Origin of the sequence: Streptomyces sp. NPDC005774, from assembly GCF_042871645.1 — a bacterium.
Lineage (GTDB): Bacteria > Actinomycetota > Actinomycetes > Streptomycetales > Streptomycetaceae > Streptomyces > Streptomyces pratens.
Map to the genome: position 1 here is coordinate 12,628 of NZ_JBIAIV010000056.1, position 14,864 is coordinate 27,491.

The following is a 14,864-nucleotide window of genomic DNA, read 5'->3' on the forward strand; positions in this document are numbered from 1 at the left end:
GGGTTGTTGTGGGGGGGGGCCGGGGGGGCGGGGGCCCCCCCCGGGCCGGGGGGGGGGGGCCCCCCCCGGGGCCCCCCCCGGGCGCCCGGCTCCTTCGCGGGTACGCGGGTGGGAAGCGGAGGGCTTCCTACTCCTCGTCGTCCTCGGGCTTCTCCGACTCGTTGAGCTCCTGCTCCAGGCCGAGCTGCTCGACGAGCCACTTGTCGAACTCGATCGCGGCCCGCACCCAGCTGACCGTCGAGGAGACGAAGTGCTCCAGGCTGACGCCCGTGCCGATCAGCATCTGGGCCTCACCGATGAGGCGGACGGTGCCGTCGTCATGGGTGTGGGTGTAGACCTTGGGCCACAGGGTGCGGCGGTTCCAGTCGTCGATCGACTCGAGGAGCTGCTGCTTCTCCTCGATGCCGTGCGGCCGGTCGTAGAACGTCCGCACGGAGAAGATCTGCTGGTCGTCCTCCCCGCGGAACATGAAGTAGGTACGGAACTGCTCCCACGGCGCCGCGAGGTCTCCCTCGTCGTCGACGACGTACTTGAGCTCCATCTGGTCGAGGAGCTGCTTCACGAGGTCCTGATCCGGGACCACGGGGCCCGCGGGGCCCTGGGGCTGCGGCTCGGGCTGGCCCCCGAAACTAGGAATCGAGGACGGGTCGATGGACATGCTGGGACTCTCCTGCGGTCGTCTGGCGTCCGGCCGTGGATGGGACCAGACGTATGTCCCACCCTCTCTCTCTTGGCACGTGCCGGGCAACCTGCCTGGCCGAGAGGTACCCCCACGCGCCGGTCTCCATGATCACATTCCGATGACCATGGAGACCGTACCCCTGGGGGGTATTACAGCGTCTTGCGCGTGGCCGGGCCCACCAGGAGGCCCTCGCCGGCGCGGTCCACGCGGACCGTGTCACCGTCCTTGATCTCGCCGGACAGGATCTCCTTGGCGAGCCGGTCGCCGATGGCGGTCTGCACCAGGCGGCGCAGCGGGCGGGCGCCGTAGGCCGGGTCCATGCCCTCCTCCGCCAGCCAGGCCAGCGCCTCGGGAGTGATGTCCAGGGTGAGCCGGCGTTCCGCCAGGCGCCGGCCCAGCCGGTCGAGCTGCAGTGCGGCGATGCGCTCCAGTTCGGGCTTGGTCAGTGCCGAGAAGACGACCAGGTCGTCGAGCCGGTTGACGAACTCCGGCTTGAAGGAGGACCGGACCACTTCCAGGACCTGTTCCTTCTTCTGCTCCTCGGTGGTCAGCGGGTCGACCAGGAACTGGCTGCCCAGGTTGGACGTCAGCACCAGGATCGTGTTGCGGAAGTCGACCGTGCGGCCCTGCCCGTCGGTGAGCCGGCCGTCGTCGAGGACCTGGAGCAGGATGTCGAAGACCTCGGGGTGGGCCTTCTCCACCTCGTCGAGCAGCACCACGCTGTACGGGCGGCGGCGCACGGACTCGGTGAGCTGGCCGCCCTCCTCGTACCCGATGTAGCCGGGCGGGGCGCCGACCAGGCGGGCCACGCTGTGCTTCTCGCCGTACTCCGACATGTCGATGCGGACCATCGCCCGCTCGTCGTCGAAGAGGAAGTCGGCGAGCGCCTTGGCCAGTTCGGTCTTGCCGACGCCGGTGGGACCGAGGAAGAGGAAGGAACCGGTGGGGCGGTCCGGGTCCGCGATTCCGGCGCGGCTGCGGCGTACGGCGTCCGACACGGCCCGTACGGCCTCGCTCTGGCCGATGAGCCGCTTACCCAGCTCGTCCTCCATGCGCAGCAGCTTCTGCGTCTCGCCCTCCAGCAGGCGGCCGGCGGGGATGCCGGTCCAGGAGGCGACGACGTCCGCGATGTCGTCGGAGCCGACCTCCTCCTTGACCATGGTGTCCTTGGCGACCTCCTCCTCGGCCTCGGAGGCGGCCTCCAGGTCGCGTTCCAGGCCGGGGATCTCGCCGTAGAGCAGCTTGGAGGCGGTGTCGAAGTCGCCCTCGCGCTGGGCGCGTTCGGCCTGGCCGCGCAGGCCGTCGAGCTTCTCCTTCAGCTCACCGACGCGGTTCAGGGACTGCTTCTCCTTCTCCCAGCGGGCGTTGAGGCCGCGCAGTTCCTCCTCCTTGTCGGCGAGGTCGCGGCGCAGCTTCTCCAGGCGTTCGAGGGAGGCGGCGTCGGTCTCCTTGCCGATCGCCAGTTCCTCCATCTTCAACCGGTCCACCGCGCGCTGGAGTTCGTCGATCTCGACGGGCGAGGAGTCGATCTCCATGCGGAGCCGGGAAGCCGCCTCGTCGACCAGGTCGATGGCCTTGTCGGGCAGGAAGCGGGAGGTGATGTAGCGGTCCGAGAGGGTCGCCGCCGCCACCAGTGCGCTGTCGGCGATCTGCACCTTGTGGTGCGCCTCGTAGCGGCCCTTCAGGCCGCGCAGAATGGCGATGGAGTCCTCGACCGACGGCTCGGCGACCAGCACCTGCTGGAAGCGCCGCTCCAGTGCCGGGTCCTTCTCGATCCGCTCGCGGTATTCGTCGAGGGTGGTGGCGCCGACCATGCGCAGCTCACCGCGGGCGAGCATCGGCTTGAGCATGTTGCCGGCGTCCATGGCTGAGTCGCCGCCGGCACCGGCGCCGACGACCGTGTGCAGCTCGTCGATGAAGGTGATGATCTGCCCGTCGGAGGCCTTGATCTCGGCGAGGACGGTCTTCAGCCGCTCCTCGAACTCACCGCGGTACTTGGCTCCGGCGATCATCGCCCCCAGGTCGAGCGCGACCAGCCGCTTGTCCTTCAGCGACTCGGGCACGTCCCCCTTGACGATCCGCTGGGCGAGCCCTTCGACGACGGCGGTCTTGCCGACGCCGGGCTCGCCGATGAGCACGGGGTTGTTCTTGGTGCGGCGGGACAGTACCTGCACGACCCGCCGGATCTCCTGGTCCCGGCCGATCACCGGGTCGAGCCTGCCCTCGCGGGCGGCGTCGGTGAGGTCGGTCCCGAACTTCTCCAGGGCCTTGTACTGACCCTCGGGGTCGGCCGTCGTCACTCGACGGGCTCCTCTCGTCTGCTGGAAGGCTGCCTGCAGCTTCTTCGCGGTGGCGTCCTGCCCGGCCAGCACCTCGCCGGCCGCGCCGCCCTTCGCGGCGATGCCGAGGAGCAGGTGCTCGGTGGAAAGGTACTCGTCGCCCAGGTCACGGGCGCGGGCCTCGGCATCCGCGATGACGGCGAGCAGCTCACGGTTGGGCTGGGGCGGGGCGACGGTGGACCCGGTGACGCTCGGCAGTCCGGCGAGGACGCGCTCGGCCCCGGCGCGTACGGCGGCCTGGTCGGCGTCGACCGCGGCGAGCAGGTCGGTGATGTTCTCGTTCTCCTGCCCTTCGAGCAGGGCGAGCAGCAGATGGGCGGGGGTCAGGTCGGGGTGTCCCCCGGTCAGGGCCCGATTGCCGGCTGCGTTGATCGCGTCCCGGCTCCGGTTGGTCAGCTCGGCGTCCACGTTCGCGTTCTCCTCCTTGCGATGACCATTCAGCGGCCTTCATGGCCGACATCGACTTGGCTGACTCGGTCAGCGTACACAAACTTGAGTCTATTCCACTCAAGGTGAAGGCGGGAGGGCCGCAGCGGTCGAGTTCCCGGGCATCCCAGCTTCCGGCGCGACCACCGCCCGCGCACATCGGCCACAGACATGCGCACGACGAAAACGGAGCCCGGCGGGCATCACGGCACGAGGCGGACGCGAGAGCGCGGCGCGGACGCGAGAGGCGCACAGCGGGCCCGCACGCGGGGAACGACAACGCCGGCCGCGGGTGACACTGAGGGCGGCGGGCGCGTCGTGCGGGCCGGCCGGGGTGCGCGGCGACGGTGCGGGCAGGGCGTCACATGCGGGCGCCATCGGTACCGGGTCCGGCGCGGGAGATCATGGCGATCGCACTCACACGCGGGGGGAGGCAGGGTGGGACAGGGGTGAGGCAGCGGTGAAGATCCGTAGCGTCCGACGACCGGTTCCGGCCATCACTCGGTCCTGGCCATACCCGGAAATGTCCCCGAAAATCGCAGTGGCGTCACCGTGTTCAGGTCACGGTGACGCCACTGCCGGGGGAAGCGCCTGCGCGATCTTTTACGACGGGGGAATCGCGTCAGGCACTGCGGGGGGTGGCCGAGAGGGTCCGGGGAGCGGGAGAGACGGAGTCCACCTGCTCATGGTCCCGTTGATCCAGGTTCACAAAGATCATTCCGTACCGGATGGCGCACCGCACGGGTTGCGGCGCCCCACGGGGCCTTCGCAGGCACCGGTACGCCCGTACGTCCTGGTCCTCCTCGCGCGTGACGACGACCGGTTCACCGAACACGGTCACCATCAGGGAGTCACCGCTGTGGGGGAGAGCGGTGACCAGGTCGATGAAGTGCCACCCGGACCGGTAGGCGGTGGCCATCTCACGGCGAAAGGATCGGTCGTCGGGAGGCGTGGTCATCACTCAGCCCCAACTGCTGTCGTTCGCGACCACGGGAGCGGGCACACCCCAGCTGCTGTCCCCGACCACGGGAGCGGGCACACCCCAGCTGCTGTCCCCGTTCACGGACTTGGCGCCCACCACCGGTCCCCAGCTGCTGTCCGCCCGGACATCACCCTCCGTGTCGGCCAGGACACCCAGTGCCCCGAAGGCCATGACGGCGGAAAACGCGGCGACAAGCACCGAGCGAAGCGTTCTCTTGCGCATAGTCGGCTTCGTCCTCACTCGAAGATCACCCTTTTCCCCCGTCACGTACGACGATGGCTCATTCGGACACGTCGTGGCCACACAATCGGTGCATCATGTTCCTGCATGTTCAGGACCCTGTGGGGTGGAGATTTGACAATGAATCAGACTAATGAGGCACATCCCCATGCGGTCACCGAACTGTGCGAGGCCGGCAGCCGTCTCTATGCCGACGCCCTGCGCGCGGGCCGCATCGCCCGCACGGACGTGGAGCCCGCTCCCTGCCTGATGGAGCTCGCCCTGCTGCACCCCGACCCGGACGACCCCACCTGGCTGCGCCCCCTCTCCCCTGCGGTGGCCCTGGCCCACCGGCTCAACCCGCTGGAACGGGAGATCACCGAGCGCAGGCGGATGTCGATCGAGCTGGCCGACGCCTTCGAACCGTTCATGGCCCTCAGTGCCCAGACGACGATGACCACCCACTCGATCACGGTGCTGGAGGGCTTCGGCCGGATAAACGCCGCCCTCGATCTGGCCACCGCGCAGTGCCGGTCCGAGATGCTCACCGTCCAGCCGGGCGGTCGTCGGCTGGAACACACCCTCACCCAAGGGCTGGAGCGCGACCAGCAGCTGACCGAGCGGGGGGTGCGCATCCGGACCCTCTACCAGCACACCGCCCGCCACAGCCCCGAGACGCTGGCGTACGTGGCACGGTTCGACACCAGCAGGGTGGAGTACCGCACCATCGACGAACTCGTGGAGCGGCTCGTCATCTGCGACGAGACCGTGGCCTTCATCCCCACCCGTGACGACCGTCAGGTCGCCCTGGAACTGCGCCACCCCGGCCTCGTCCGCTACCTGATCAAGGTCTTCGAGTTCATGTGGACCCGTGCGGTCCCCCTGAGCATGGGCGCCCCGTACGAATCGACCTCGGACGGCCTCACGGACATCCAGCACTCCATCGCCAAGCTCCTCGTGGAGGGCCACGTCGACGAGGCCATCGCCCGGCGCCTGGGCATGAACGTCCGCACCTGCCGCGCCCACATAGCCAAGCTGGCCTCCGCCCTCGGCAGTGGCAGCCGCGCCCAACTGGGCTACCTTGTCGCCCAGTCGGGGATCCTCGAACAGGAGCGCTGAGAACCGGGGATGAGCGAGCCACACGTGACGGCGGAGACCCACGACCACGGAGGGGAGGAGCTGTGCGGGGCGGGGGTGGATTTGTACGCCCGTTCCCTACGTGAGGGGCACGTCCATGCGCAGGAGGCGCGCACTGCTCCCTGTCTGGTCGACTTCGGGCTGCTGCATCCGGCCGTCGACGATCTGAACCGCCTGGAGCCCGTCGAACCGACCGTCGCCCTTCACCGGGATGCTGCGGGCCTGCGAAGCGCGGATCGCGGACGAACGGCGGCGCGAGGAACGACTGGCCGAGACATTCCAGCCGCTCATGCGGATCGGCAGGCCCCGCACAACGAGGGCGGACACCCCGATGATCCGGGTTCTCAGCGGTTCGGAGCGGATCAACAGGGCCCTCTTCGAAGCTCTGGCGGAAGGGACCGACGAACTCCTGTGCGTCCAGCCGCACAGGAACCACTACAGCTCCGGGCGCGGCGTGGCGGCTCAGGCCCTCGCCCTGGAACGCGACCAGGCATTCCTCGACCGCGGCGGCCGTATCCGTACCCTGTACCCGCACAGCCGGCGCCACGTCTTGATGGTCATCGCGCGATACGAGCAATTGAGGGATGACGCGGAGGCCCGCACTCTCGACGAAGTGACCGACCGTCTCATCATCGTCGACCGGACCGTCGCCTTCGTCCCCTCCGACAGCGACGGCCGCGTCACGCTGGAGATCCGGCACCCGACGATCGTCGGCTACCTGGCCACCGCCTTCGACCGCCTCTGGCGGCTCGCTACACCGATGTACCCCCAGACAGTCCGCCGGCCCACGCTGAACGGCGTCACGCCCCGCCGGCGCGCCATCGCCCGTCTCCTCGTCGAAGGCCACACCGACGCCGTGATAGCCGACCGCCTCGGGATGAACGTCCGCACCGCCCGCGTGCACATCGCCAAGCTCGCCGCGACACCGGGCAGTGGGAGCCGGGCTCAGCTCGGGCACCTCATCGGGCAGTCCGGGATTCTCGACCAGGACTCGTGACGGAGGCGGAGGCGGAGGCCGCTGCCGCTCGCGGCGGGCCGTCCAGGCCGGTCTGGGCTATCTTGACGCCCAGCTGGGTGCGGCTGGCCGCGCCCAGCGTCTCCGACAGCCGGGCGATGTGGGCCCGGCAGGTGCGCACACTGATCCCGAGCCGCTCCGCTATCACCGCGTCCTGGTGGCCCTCCGCGAGCAGCGCCGCGATGGACCGCTCCCGGTGCGAGACGCCCTCGAAGCCGGTGTCGGGGAGCGGGGCGGCCAGCGGGAGGGCGAGCCGCCACAGCCGCTCGAAGACCGTGCCCAGGTACTCCACCAGCGCCGGGTGCCGCAGCTCCAGGGCCATCGAGCGCTCGGCGTTGGCGGGGATGAAGGCGACCGTGCGGTCGAAGAGGATCAGCCGCTCGGTCACCTCGTCCAGCGTCCGCGCCTCCACCGCGTCACCCATCAGCTCCAGGTACGTGTGCAGCCCCTGGCCGTGCCGGGCCACATGCGTGTAGAGGTCCCGCATCCGCACCCCGCGCCCGCGCAGCGCCGTCGCCCGGTGCAGGCCCTCCGACAGCTCCGCCTCGCGCCGGATGCCGCCGGGCTGGACCGTCAGCACCTCCGTGGTGCACGCCTGGGTCGCCTCGTCCATCGCGGCCTGGATACGGGCCACCCCGTCCAGCACCCGGATCGCCGGGCCCTCCCCCGCCGAGGCGGCGAAGGCCTGCGGTGACTGCGTCCCGCGGCCGAGGCCGGCGTACCGCTCGAAGGCCTCGACGGCCGAACCCACGCGGCGCTGGCTCGCGCTGACCTCGTCGTACATCCCGCGCAGCAGCCGGGTCATGACCTCCTGCGGGGCGGTCGGCACCAGCCAGTCCATGTCGTCGGGGTCCGGGTGCAGCAGCGCCAGGTCCAGCAGACAGGGCACCGGCTCCGCGTCCCGGCGCGGCACCCGCCCGCGCCGTACGGCCCGGGAGTACACGCGATCCCCGATGTCGCACAGTCGGTCAGCACCATGTGGATGCTCGTCCGTCCCGCGCCCGGCCATTGCCCGCCCCACCCCCGGTTCAGCCACTTACCGATGCGCAACTATGCGCGGCCCCACCCGGCTCCGCAACACGACTCAGCCACACAGAAGCCCCTTTTCGTCACTTTGATCACCGTATATCAACCCCCTCTCCATCCTCATCGCAACAAGATGAGGATGGTGTACGGGCACGCAATGGTGCGATTGTCGATGATCGCTCAGGGATTCCGTCGGGCACCTGATGCTGCCGCGACCACGGTGGCAGTCGCCGCATCGACGCACCAAGGGGGAAGGAGAAAAACACTGTGACCGGGTGGGACACCAACGAGTTGACCGACAGAGCAGGTCTCGCGATTCCTTCCGAGGAGGACAACAGAACGAAGAGCACCGTCGCGCCGAGCGACGCCGGGACGACCCAGGACGCGGCAAACCGTCTCCGCGTTCCACAGGATTTAAATTTCGATCAGCCGACGGACCGAGAGCGACAGGTCCTTGCACTTCTCACTGACGGACCGTCCAATCACATGATGGCCAGGCGGCTCGGCACAGCGAAACGCACCGTGAAAGCACACCTGACAAACCTGATGCGGAAACTGGGCATTCAAACGAGACTCGCAGCAGCCTTGCTCTCGAACCTGCACAGTGAAGGCATTTCTCTTGGAGAAGCGTCCTCAAGGACTATGCCCCAAGGTCCAATGGGCAGAACCGTCTTCCGTACGGCACCTTGATTCCCGTTGGCCGGACAGGCCGGCCGGGTGCCCCACCAGAGGCGCCCCCATGGAATTAAGGGGAGGGGCTACGCACAAGAAGACACGCGCGATCGCCGCTTCGGTGGTCGCCGCCGTGGCTCTGGGTGTGGCCGCACCCGCAGCGTCGGCCGTTTCTGCTCATCGGACCGTTGCCACTGCCGCGTCGTCGTACGGTGCCGCAGTATCGTCGGCCACGGTGGAGTGGAGGTGTATCCCGAGTTAGAACTCAGCTCCGAGGTCTCGGCCCGCGCGGAGGGGGAGCGGGTCGCGCAGGGGAAGCTCAGCGCGCTCAAGGATCTGCTCAAGAAGAGCAAGCCGCTGTTCCAGGCAGCCGTGAAGGCCGCGAAGAAGGGGAAGGCCGCCTTCGACAGGTGGGTCAACCGCCTTTCGAACTTCAATCCTGCGAAGTGGACCATCAAGGCGTCGCCGAACCACCTCATCACTGAGCTGATCGCCTGACTGGCCCAGCAGGTCATCTGATCGAAAAAAGCGGGGCCCCTCCCCGACTCCCGGGAGGAGCCCCGCTCCATGAGAGGAAGAACGCATGAAGAAGCCGCTCGGACAAGCAGTCGCGGACAACATGTGGGGAATGGCGGCGTTATTCGTCTGCGCTTCCTTCATTTCGTTTGTTTTCCTTCACACCGAGAGCGCGAGAACGGCCGGCTGGGTTCTCTACTGCTGCGGCTGGATACCGCCCGTGGGAATGAGCCTCTGGTGTCTGGCACGGCGAGAAAAGCTCGGCATCGGCGCTCTGTTCTCGTTCACCCTGCTCATCGTGTCCGGATTTCTCTTCTGGTTGAACCATGGCTGACCCGGCAGCCCCGTCACCTTTGGCAACCGCCCGGGACCTGACCAAAAACTTCCGCGGCCGCCGAGTACTTTCCGATGTTTCCCTGCAATTGTCTCCGCACCGGGTGACCGGATTCCTCGGGGCCAACGGGGCGGGAAAGACCACGGCCATCCGGATGATGCTCGGCCTGTTGCCGGGGGAGGGTGAAACGCTGTTCATGGGGCGCTCCCTCGCGCAGTGGCACGCTCCGGCCGAGGTGGTCGGCGCGGTTCTCGGCGGCGTCGCCGGACACCCCGAGCACTCCGTGCGGACGCGCTTGAGGATGGTGGCCGCAGGCATCGGCGTTCCGGATGAACGTGGGGGCGAGGTCCTGAGCCGGGTCGGCATGCAGGAGGCCGCCGGGCTGCGCCTCGGGCGTCTTTCCCTCGGCATGGGGCAGCGCGTGGCGATCGCGCAGGCGCTCCTCGGCGATCCCCGCGTCCTGATCCTCGACGAGCCGACCAACGGACTCGACCCTCACTCCGTGCGTTGGCTGCGTGGCTTCCTCCGGGCCTTCGCCGACGACGGCCGCGCCGTTCTGGTGTCGAGCCATCAGCTGGCCGAGATGGAGCAGTTGGCCGACGAGGTCGTCGTCCTCGCGAGAGGCCGAGTCGTCGCCGGCACGTCCATGGCAGATCTCTCCAGGATCGCTCACGGGCGAGTCGGCGTGGAGAGCCCCGCGCTGGACAGGTTGACGCAACTGGTCGAGCAGCGAGGCGGGACCCTCGTCGTCACCGGTCCCGGTACCGCCCACATCACAGGGCTGTCGCGATTCCGGGTCGGAGACCTGACGGCCGACCACTCGGTGCCGTTGCACTGGCTGGACGAGCGGGCGACCTCGTTGGAGGAGTTCCACCTGTCCGTCGCCGATCAGGAGTACGAGAGCCGATGAGTCCCCTGGTGACCGACGAGGCGGACACCGCCACCCATGATCGCGCGGTCCCGGTCGTCCCCCTGGCCGGGACCGCGCTCAAACGGGCTGTGCACTTCGAATGGCTGAGGTTGAAGGGCCCGCGCTCCACCTGGGCGGTGCTGGGGTCGCTGGCTGTTCTGGCTCTGCTCAACGGCGTGCTGCTCCCGATGGAGGCAACCGAGCCGGAGAAGGGCGGACAGCCCTTTGTCGAGGTCGCCCGGCTGGTCGGCAGTGACCTGGCCCCCTGACAGGTCTGAGCGCATTCTGCTCCTACGCGACCGTTCTCGCGTGCTGTGGATGGCTGGGCTACCGGCGGCGGGCGGCCTCGTGAGCCCGAGCGCATCGGTGGCCGCCCGGCGCCTGGCCGGCGTCGACGCGCTCCGGGGACTGGCGCTGCTGGGCATCGAGTGGCGTCGACCGAGGGAAGATCGCAGAAACCGTGAGCGCATACCGCGGCGATGCGGGCACGGTCCTCCAGGCGAATCCGGACCGATTCCCGGATGCCGTCCTCGGTGTCCTCATCATGGCCCCGGGGGTTCTTGCCGCCTTCCTTCTCGGGCTGGCCGCAGGCAAGCGGGCCCTGCTCTCGCGCGACGGCACATCCCGTTCCCAGCTGATCGGGTGCGCCACCGTCGGGCTGATCATCGGGGGACCGGGAGCACTCTTCTTCGCATCCGCCTCGCTGGGACCGCTCGGTGAGCGATGGCAGTACCTGGGGCTTGGTGTGGGGATACTGACGGCTCCCGCACTGACGTGCGCTTACGCCTGCCTGCTGCTGATCCTGCTCCGCTCGTCACGGGGAGACGGAATCCGGAAGTGGCTCGCCCCCGCAGGCCGGCCGGCGCTGACGAACCATCTGACGCAGTCCGTGATCCTGACCGTCCTCGCGACCGCGTACGGTTTCTCTCTCTACGGGCGCATGGGCACTGCCGCACTGATGGTGCTCGTGTGCGCCGTGTACGGCCTTCAACTCGCGATCAGCACGGCATGGTCGCAGCGGTTCCGGCACGGCCCCGCCGAGTGGTTGCTCCGGAGCGTCACCCTGGCGGGCCCGCCACGAAGACGTGCCGATCGGTGAGGGATCCGCGGTCTCCCGGAGGGCGGGGTGGCCGAACACCGACGGCCCTCCCGCACCACCGGCCGCAGACCGGTGGTGCGGGGGCGTGCGGAAACAGCTCTGCCGGGGAGCGCGGTGATCCGCGCTCCCCGGCAGGACGTTCCACGGCCCGGCGGCCGGGGCGGGAAGGCTACTTCAGCCCGGCCTCGTCGCACGCCTCCTTGTAGGCGGCCGTGCAGATGTCCGAGACCTTGTAGAACCCGTCGGCGACGACCGTGTCCATGATGTTCTTCTTGGTCAGGGCGACCACGGGCACGAGCTGCGCCGGAATGTCCTTGTGGGTGGGGCTGTCGACGCGGTCGCTGGTCAGCGCGTCGAACTGGATGTTCTTGCCCTGGATCCGCGCCACCGCGATCTCCGCCGCGTTGTCCGCCTCGGTCGAGTAGGACTTGTACACGCTCATGAACTGGTCGCCCAGGAGGATCCGCTGCACCCCGGCGAGTTCGGCGTCCTGGCCGGTGATCGGGGGCATCTCGGTCACCCCTGCGGCCTTCAGCGCCTTGATGACGCCGCTCGCCATGCCGTCGTTGGCGGAGTAGACCCCCACGATGTTGCCGGCGCCGATCTCGGTGATCGCCTCGGCCATGTTGGCCTCGGCGTTCTCCGGCTTCCAGTCCTTGGTGTCGTAGGTCTTGGCGATGGTCACCGCGTCCTGGAGCTCGGACAGCGCCCCCGCCTTGAACTGCTTGGCGTTCGGGTCGGTCGGCGAGCCGTTCATCATGACGATCTTGCTGGTGACCCCGCCGTCGCCGCCGAGCGCCTCCAGCAGGGAGCGGCCCTGGACCTCGCCGACCAGCTCGTTGTCGAAGGATATGTACGCGTCGATCGGGCCCTCGGCCAGCCGGTCGTAGGCGATGACGGGGATGCCCGCGTCCTTGGCCTTCTTCACGTCCTCGGCGATGGCGTGCGCGTCGACCGCGTCCAGCACGATGATGTCGACCTTGTCCTTGATCATCTGCTGCATCTGGCTCGACTGCTTGCCCGCGTCCGCATCGGCGTTGGCGTAGTCGACCTTGCCCTTGTCACTGGTGAGCTCCTCCACCTTCTTCTTGAAGATGGGGTAGTCGAACTGGTCGTACCTGGTGTTGGCCGTCTCCGGCAGCAGGAGCCCGATGGTGACATCGTTCCCCTTGGTGGGGCTCGCTCCGTCGCTGCTCCCTGTCGCGTTGAGCGCGCCGCAACCGGCGAGCATGAGGGACACGGAGGCGGCGGCGACTGATATGGCGATACGACGCATGCGAGGGCTCACTTCAGTACGTTTTTGGACGTGGGCAAACATTGCGGCCCATGTGACTGAAAAGCCAACGCTCCAGCGACCAGTGGCGTCAAGACCAACTACTTAACGAGATGAACACAGCACCGTGCGCTGAAGTCGTGTGGGCTCGGCGAAAGAATCGCACATATATCCCACACGCGCATACACGTGCTGCTCACAGCCGTGCGCGGGGCGTACACGGAGACGCCCGGGACTCCGGGTGACGGTCCGTCAGCAGCCCGTACGCAGAAGGGGCTCGGAGGTTCGTCCGAACCTCCGAGCCCCTGCCGGTACTTCACTTTTGCGCCAAACGGAACTTCTCCGTCAGGCCGCAGCCTTCTCACTGAGCTACTTCCGTCACCGCACCATCGCCCCGGACCGACGCTTTCGCGCCGTCCGACGGCGACCGGACCGGACGCGCGCCGACCGGACGCACGCACGCAGGTCGACCGAACCGGACGCCGGCAGTCAGTCGGTCTGCTGCTGGCGCTTGGGCCGCCACACCACCAGCGCACTGGTCTGCTGGACCTCCTGGTACGGCACCAGGTCCCGGCGGTACGACGCGTGCACCGCCGCCTCGCGCTGACGCATGGTCGCGGCCACGCCGTCCAGGGCACCCTCCAGCTCCGCCACCCGGACTTGGAGCGCGGCGACCTGGTCCTCCAGTTCGATGATGCGCTTGATGCCGGCCAGGTTGATGCCCTCGGTCTGCGACAGCTGCTGCACCTGACGGAGCAGCTCGATGTCACGGGCCGAGTAGCGGCGGCCCCGGCCCGCGGTGCGGTCCGGCGAGACGAGCCCCAGACGGTCGTACTGACGCAACGTCTGCGGGTGCAGCCCGGAGAGCTGGGCCGCCACCGAAATGACATAGACCGGAGTGTCCTGCGTCAGTTCGTACGGATTGCGTCGACGACCGTCCATCGCCCTCAAGCTCCCTTCGCGGCCTGGAACAACTCCGCCCGCGGATCATCGTCCGCGGTCGCCTCTCGATACGCCTCCAGTGCGTCACGAGCCTTCCCCGGCAGGTCCTTGGGAACACTCACCTCGACGGTGACCAGCAGATCACCGCGCGAGCCGTCCTTACGGACCGCTCCCTTGCCGCGGGCCCGCATGGTCCGCCCGTTGGGTGTCCCCGGGGGCAGCTTCAGCGTGACCGGCGGACCGCCGAGCGTCGGGACGCGGATCTCGCCGCCGAGCGCCGCCTCCGGGTAGGTGACCGGGACGGTGACGGTGAGGTTGTCTTCCTTGCGGCCGAACACCGGGTGGCCGCCGACGTGCACGACCACGTAGAGGTCGCCCCCCGGGCCGCCGCGCTCGCCCGGAGCGCCCTTGCCGCGCAGCCGGATCCGCTGGCCGTCACTGACCCCCGCCGGGATGCGCACCTGCATCGTCCGCGAGGACTTGGCCCGGCCGCTGCCCTTGCAGATGTCGCAGGGGTTCTCCGCGGTCAGGCCGCGGCCCTTGCAGTCGGGGCACGGGTCGGTGAGCGAGAAGCCGCCGCCGCTGCCCCGGGCGACCTGCCCGGTGCCGACGCAGGTCGGGCACACGCGCGGTGTGCCGTTCTTGTCGCCGGTGCCCGAACAGGCCTTGCAGGCCTGCTGGGAGGACATCCGCAGCGGGACCGTCGCCCCCTCGATCGCCTCGGTGAAGCTCAGGGTGACCTCGGACTCGATGTCCTGGCCGCGCCGGGGCTGGGTACGCGTGGTGCCCGTGCCGCCGCGGTTGAACAGTCCGCCGAAGACGTCACCGATCCCGCCGCCGAAGCCGCCGGCGCCGGCCTGGCCGCCGCCCTGAGTGCCGCCCTGGCCGCCCCCGAAGAGGTCACCCAGGTCGAAGTTGAACGACCCGGCACCGCCCGCGCCCGGCCCCGCACGGAAACCACCGTTGCCGAAGAGCGAGCGGGCCTCGTCGTACTCCTTGCGCTTCTTGGGGTCGCCGAGGACGTCGTTCGCCTCGGAGATCTCCTTGAACCGCTCCTCCGCCTTGGCGTTGCCCTTGTTGGCGTCCGGGTGGTACTCACGGGCGAGTTTCCGGTACGCCTTCTTGATCTCGGCCTCGGTGGCGTCCTGGGGGACGCCGAGGACCTTGTAGTAGTCCTTCTCGATGAAGTCCTTGGTACTCATCCCCGACGTCCCTCCTCTCCTGCCCCGCCGGTCTCTTCCGACCTGCTCGTCCTGCCCGCCTCCGCCGGCGTGCGGACGCCGGCGAGGGCG

General features: G+C 68.9%; 15 protein-coding genes and 1 pseudogene. 8 read left to right on the top strand and 8 right to left on the bottom strand.

Annotation, left to right across the window (positions count from 1 at the left end; genetic code table 11):
- Positions 1 to 127: 127 nt before the first annotated feature.
- The 4 genes from ACFYQA_RS33240 to ACFYQA_RS33255 all read right to left on the bottom strand — a co-directional run bounded on the left by ACFYQA_RS33240 (position 128) and on the right by ACFYQA_RS33255 (position 4,651).
- Positions 128 to 658 (bottom strand): YbjN domain-containing protein, encoded by a 531-nt coding sequence (locus ACFYQA_RS33240; protein ID WP_388926002.1) that lies wholly within the window; start codon positions 656 to 658, stop codon positions 128 to 130.
- 173 nt (positions 659 to 831) lie between these two features.
- Entirely contained in the window at positions 832 to 3,429 is a 2,598-nt protein-coding gene (clpB, locus tag ACFYQA_RS33245; RefSeq protein WP_388926005.1) for an ATP-dependent chaperone ClpB, read from the bottom strand.
- Between the two features lie 640 nt (positions 3,430 to 4,069).
- Positions 4,070 to 4,405: a hypothetical protein gene (locus ACFYQA_RS33250; RefSeq protein ID WP_388926008.1), complete on the bottom strand. Its 336-nt coding sequence runs from the start codon at positions 4,403 to 4,405 to the stop codon at positions 4,070 to 4,072.
- A gap of 3 nt (positions 4,406 to 4,408) precedes the next feature.
- The gene (locus tag ACFYQA_RS33255; RefSeq protein WP_388926011.1) at positions 4,409 to 4,651 is read right to left on the bottom strand and encodes a hypothetical protein; all 243 of its coding nucleotides are present in this window, start codon (positions 4,649 to 4,651) and stop codon (positions 4,409 to 4,411) included.
- 138 nt (positions 4,652 to 4,789) lie between these two features.
- Here ACFYQA_RS33255 and ACFYQA_RS33260 point away from each other — a divergent pair, with 138 nt between their 5' ends.
- Both ACFYQA_RS33260 and ACFYQA_RS33265 read left to right on the top strand, forming a co-directional pair.
- A complete protein-coding gene (locus ACFYQA_RS33260) occupies positions 4,790 to 5,767 on the top strand; it encodes a helix-turn-helix transcriptional regulator (protein WP_388926014.1) in 978 nt (325 codons plus the stop codon).
- Between the two features lie 9 nt (positions 5,768 to 5,776).
- A pseudogene (locus ACFYQA_RS33265) lies at positions 5,777 to 6,782 on the top strand (helix-turn-helix transcriptional regulator).
- Here the strand turns inward: ACFYQA_RS33265 and ACFYQA_RS33270 are convergent.
- Complete coding sequence (locus tag ACFYQA_RS33270) at positions 6,745 to 7,809, bottom strand: LuxR C-terminal-related transcriptional regulator (RefSeq protein ID WP_388926017.1); 1,065 nt, start codon at positions 7,807 to 7,809, stop codon at positions 6,745 to 6,747. The pseudogene ACFYQA_RS33265 and the gene ACFYQA_RS33270 sit on opposite strands and share 38 nt — an antisense overlap.
- Before the next feature lie 284 nt (positions 7,810 to 8,093).
- On the opposite strand from ACFYQA_RS33270, the gene ACFYQA_RS33275 reads away from it, so the two are divergent.
- From ACFYQA_RS33275 to ACFYQA_RS33300, 6 genes are all read left to right on the top strand, one after another.
- Positions 8,094 to 8,516: a helix-turn-helix transcriptional regulator gene (locus ACFYQA_RS33275; RefSeq protein ID WP_388926020.1), complete on the top strand. Its 423-nt coding sequence runs from the start codon at positions 8,094 to 8,096 to the stop codon at positions 8,514 to 8,516.
- A 228-nt stretch (positions 8,517 to 8,744) separates the two neighbouring features.
- Positions 8,745 to 8,996 (top strand): hypothetical protein, encoded by a 252-nt coding sequence (locus ACFYQA_RS33280; protein ID WP_388926023.1) that lies wholly within the window; start codon positions 8,745 to 8,747, stop codon positions 8,994 to 8,996.
- Between the two features lie 85 nt (positions 8,997 to 9,081).
- Entirely contained in the window at positions 9,082 to 9,348 is a 267-nt protein-coding gene (locus tag ACFYQA_RS33285) for a hypothetical protein (protein WP_388435471.1), read from the top strand.
- Positions 9,341 to 10,258 (top strand): ABC transporter ATP-binding protein, encoded by a 918-nt coding sequence (locus ACFYQA_RS33290; RefSeq protein ID WP_388926026.1) that lies wholly within the window; start codon positions 9,341 to 9,343, stop codon positions 10,256 to 10,258. The genes ACFYQA_RS33285 and ACFYQA_RS33290 overlap by 8 nt, the downstream gene beginning before the upstream one ends.
- Positions 10,255 to 10,527: a hypothetical protein gene (locus ACFYQA_RS33295; RefSeq protein ID WP_388926029.1), complete on the top strand. Its 273-nt coding sequence runs from the start codon at positions 10,255 to 10,257 to the stop codon at positions 10,525 to 10,527. The genes ACFYQA_RS33290 and ACFYQA_RS33295 overlap by 4 nt, the downstream gene beginning before the upstream one ends.
- A gap of 191 nt (positions 10,528 to 10,718) precedes the next feature.
- Positions 10,719 to 11,357, top strand: a complete 639-nt coding sequence (locus ACFYQA_RS33300) for a DUF418 domain-containing protein (protein WP_388926032.1) — start codon at positions 10,719 to 10,721, stop codon at positions 11,355 to 11,357.
- Between the two features lie 169 nt (positions 11,358 to 11,526).
- Here the strand turns inward: ACFYQA_RS33300 and ACFYQA_RS33305 are convergent, their stop codons facing one another.
- From ACFYQA_RS33305 to dnaJ, 3 genes are all read right to left on the bottom strand, one after another.
- Positions 11,527 to 12,633 (bottom strand): substrate-binding domain-containing protein, encoded by a 1,107-nt coding sequence (locus ACFYQA_RS33305; RefSeq protein ID WP_388926035.1) that lies wholly within the window; start codon positions 12,631 to 12,633, stop codon positions 11,527 to 11,529.
- A gap of 486 nt (positions 12,634 to 13,119) precedes the next feature.
- Complete coding sequence (locus ACFYQA_RS33310) at positions 13,120 to 13,572, bottom strand: heat shock protein transcriptional repressor HspR (protein WP_388926038.1); 453 nt, start codon at positions 13,570 to 13,572, stop codon at positions 13,120 to 13,122.
- Positions 13,573 to 13,577: 5 nt separating this feature from the next.
- On the bottom strand, positions 13,578 to 14,774 hold the full coding sequence (dnaJ, locus tag ACFYQA_RS33315; RefSeq protein ID WP_388926041.1) for a molecular chaperone DnaJ: 1,197 nt from the start codon (positions 14,772 to 14,774) through the stop codon (positions 13,578 to 13,580).
- Positions 14,775 to 14,864 lie beyond the last annotated feature (90 nt).

Excerpts from the sequence above, each read along its gene's own strand:
- ACFYQA_RS33295 (WP_388926029.1), top strand. The coding sequence starts at position 10,255 with ATGAGTCCCCTGGTGACCGACGAGGCGGACACCGCCACCCATGATCGC.
- ACFYQA_RS33260 (WP_388926014.1), top strand. The coding sequence starts at position 4,790 with ATGAATCAGACTAATGAGGCACATCCCCATGCGGTCACCGAACTGTGC.
- dnaJ (WP_388926041.1), bottom strand. The coding sequence starts at position 14,774 with ATGAGTACCAAGGACTTCATCGAGAAGGACTACTACAAGGTCCTCGGC.
- ACFYQA_RS33285 (WP_388435471.1), top strand. The coding sequence starts at position 9,082 with ATGAAGAAGCCGCTCGGACAAGCAGTCGCGGACAACATGTGGGGAATG.
- ACFYQA_RS33255 (WP_388926011.1), bottom strand. The coding sequence starts at position 4,651 with ATGCGCAAGAGAACGCTTCGCTCGGTGCTTGTCGCCGCGTTTTCCGCC.
- ACFYQA_RS33270 (WP_388926017.1), bottom strand. The coding sequence starts at position 7,809 with ATGGCCGGGCGCGGGACGGACGAGCATCCACATGGTGCTGACCGACTG.
- ACFYQA_RS33310 (WP_388926038.1), bottom strand. The coding sequence starts at position 13,572 with ATGGACGGTCGTCGACGCAATCCGTACGAACTGACGCAGGACACTCCG.
- ACFYQA_RS33290 (WP_388926026.1), top strand. The coding sequence starts at position 9,341 with ATGGCTGACCCGGCAGCCCCGTCACCTTTGGCAACCGCCCGGGACCTG.
- ACFYQA_RS33240 (WP_388926002.1), bottom strand. The coding sequence starts at position 658 with ATGTCCATCGACCCGTCCTCGATTCCTAGTTTCGGGGGCCAGCCCGAG.
- ACFYQA_RS33305 (WP_388926035.1), bottom strand. The coding sequence starts at position 12,633 with ATGCGTCGTATCGCCATATCAGTCGCCGCCGCCTCCGTGTCCCTCATG.
- ACFYQA_RS33250 (WP_388926008.1), bottom strand. The coding sequence starts at position 4,405 with ATGACCACGCCTCCCGACGACCGATCCTTTCGCCGTGAGATGGCCACC.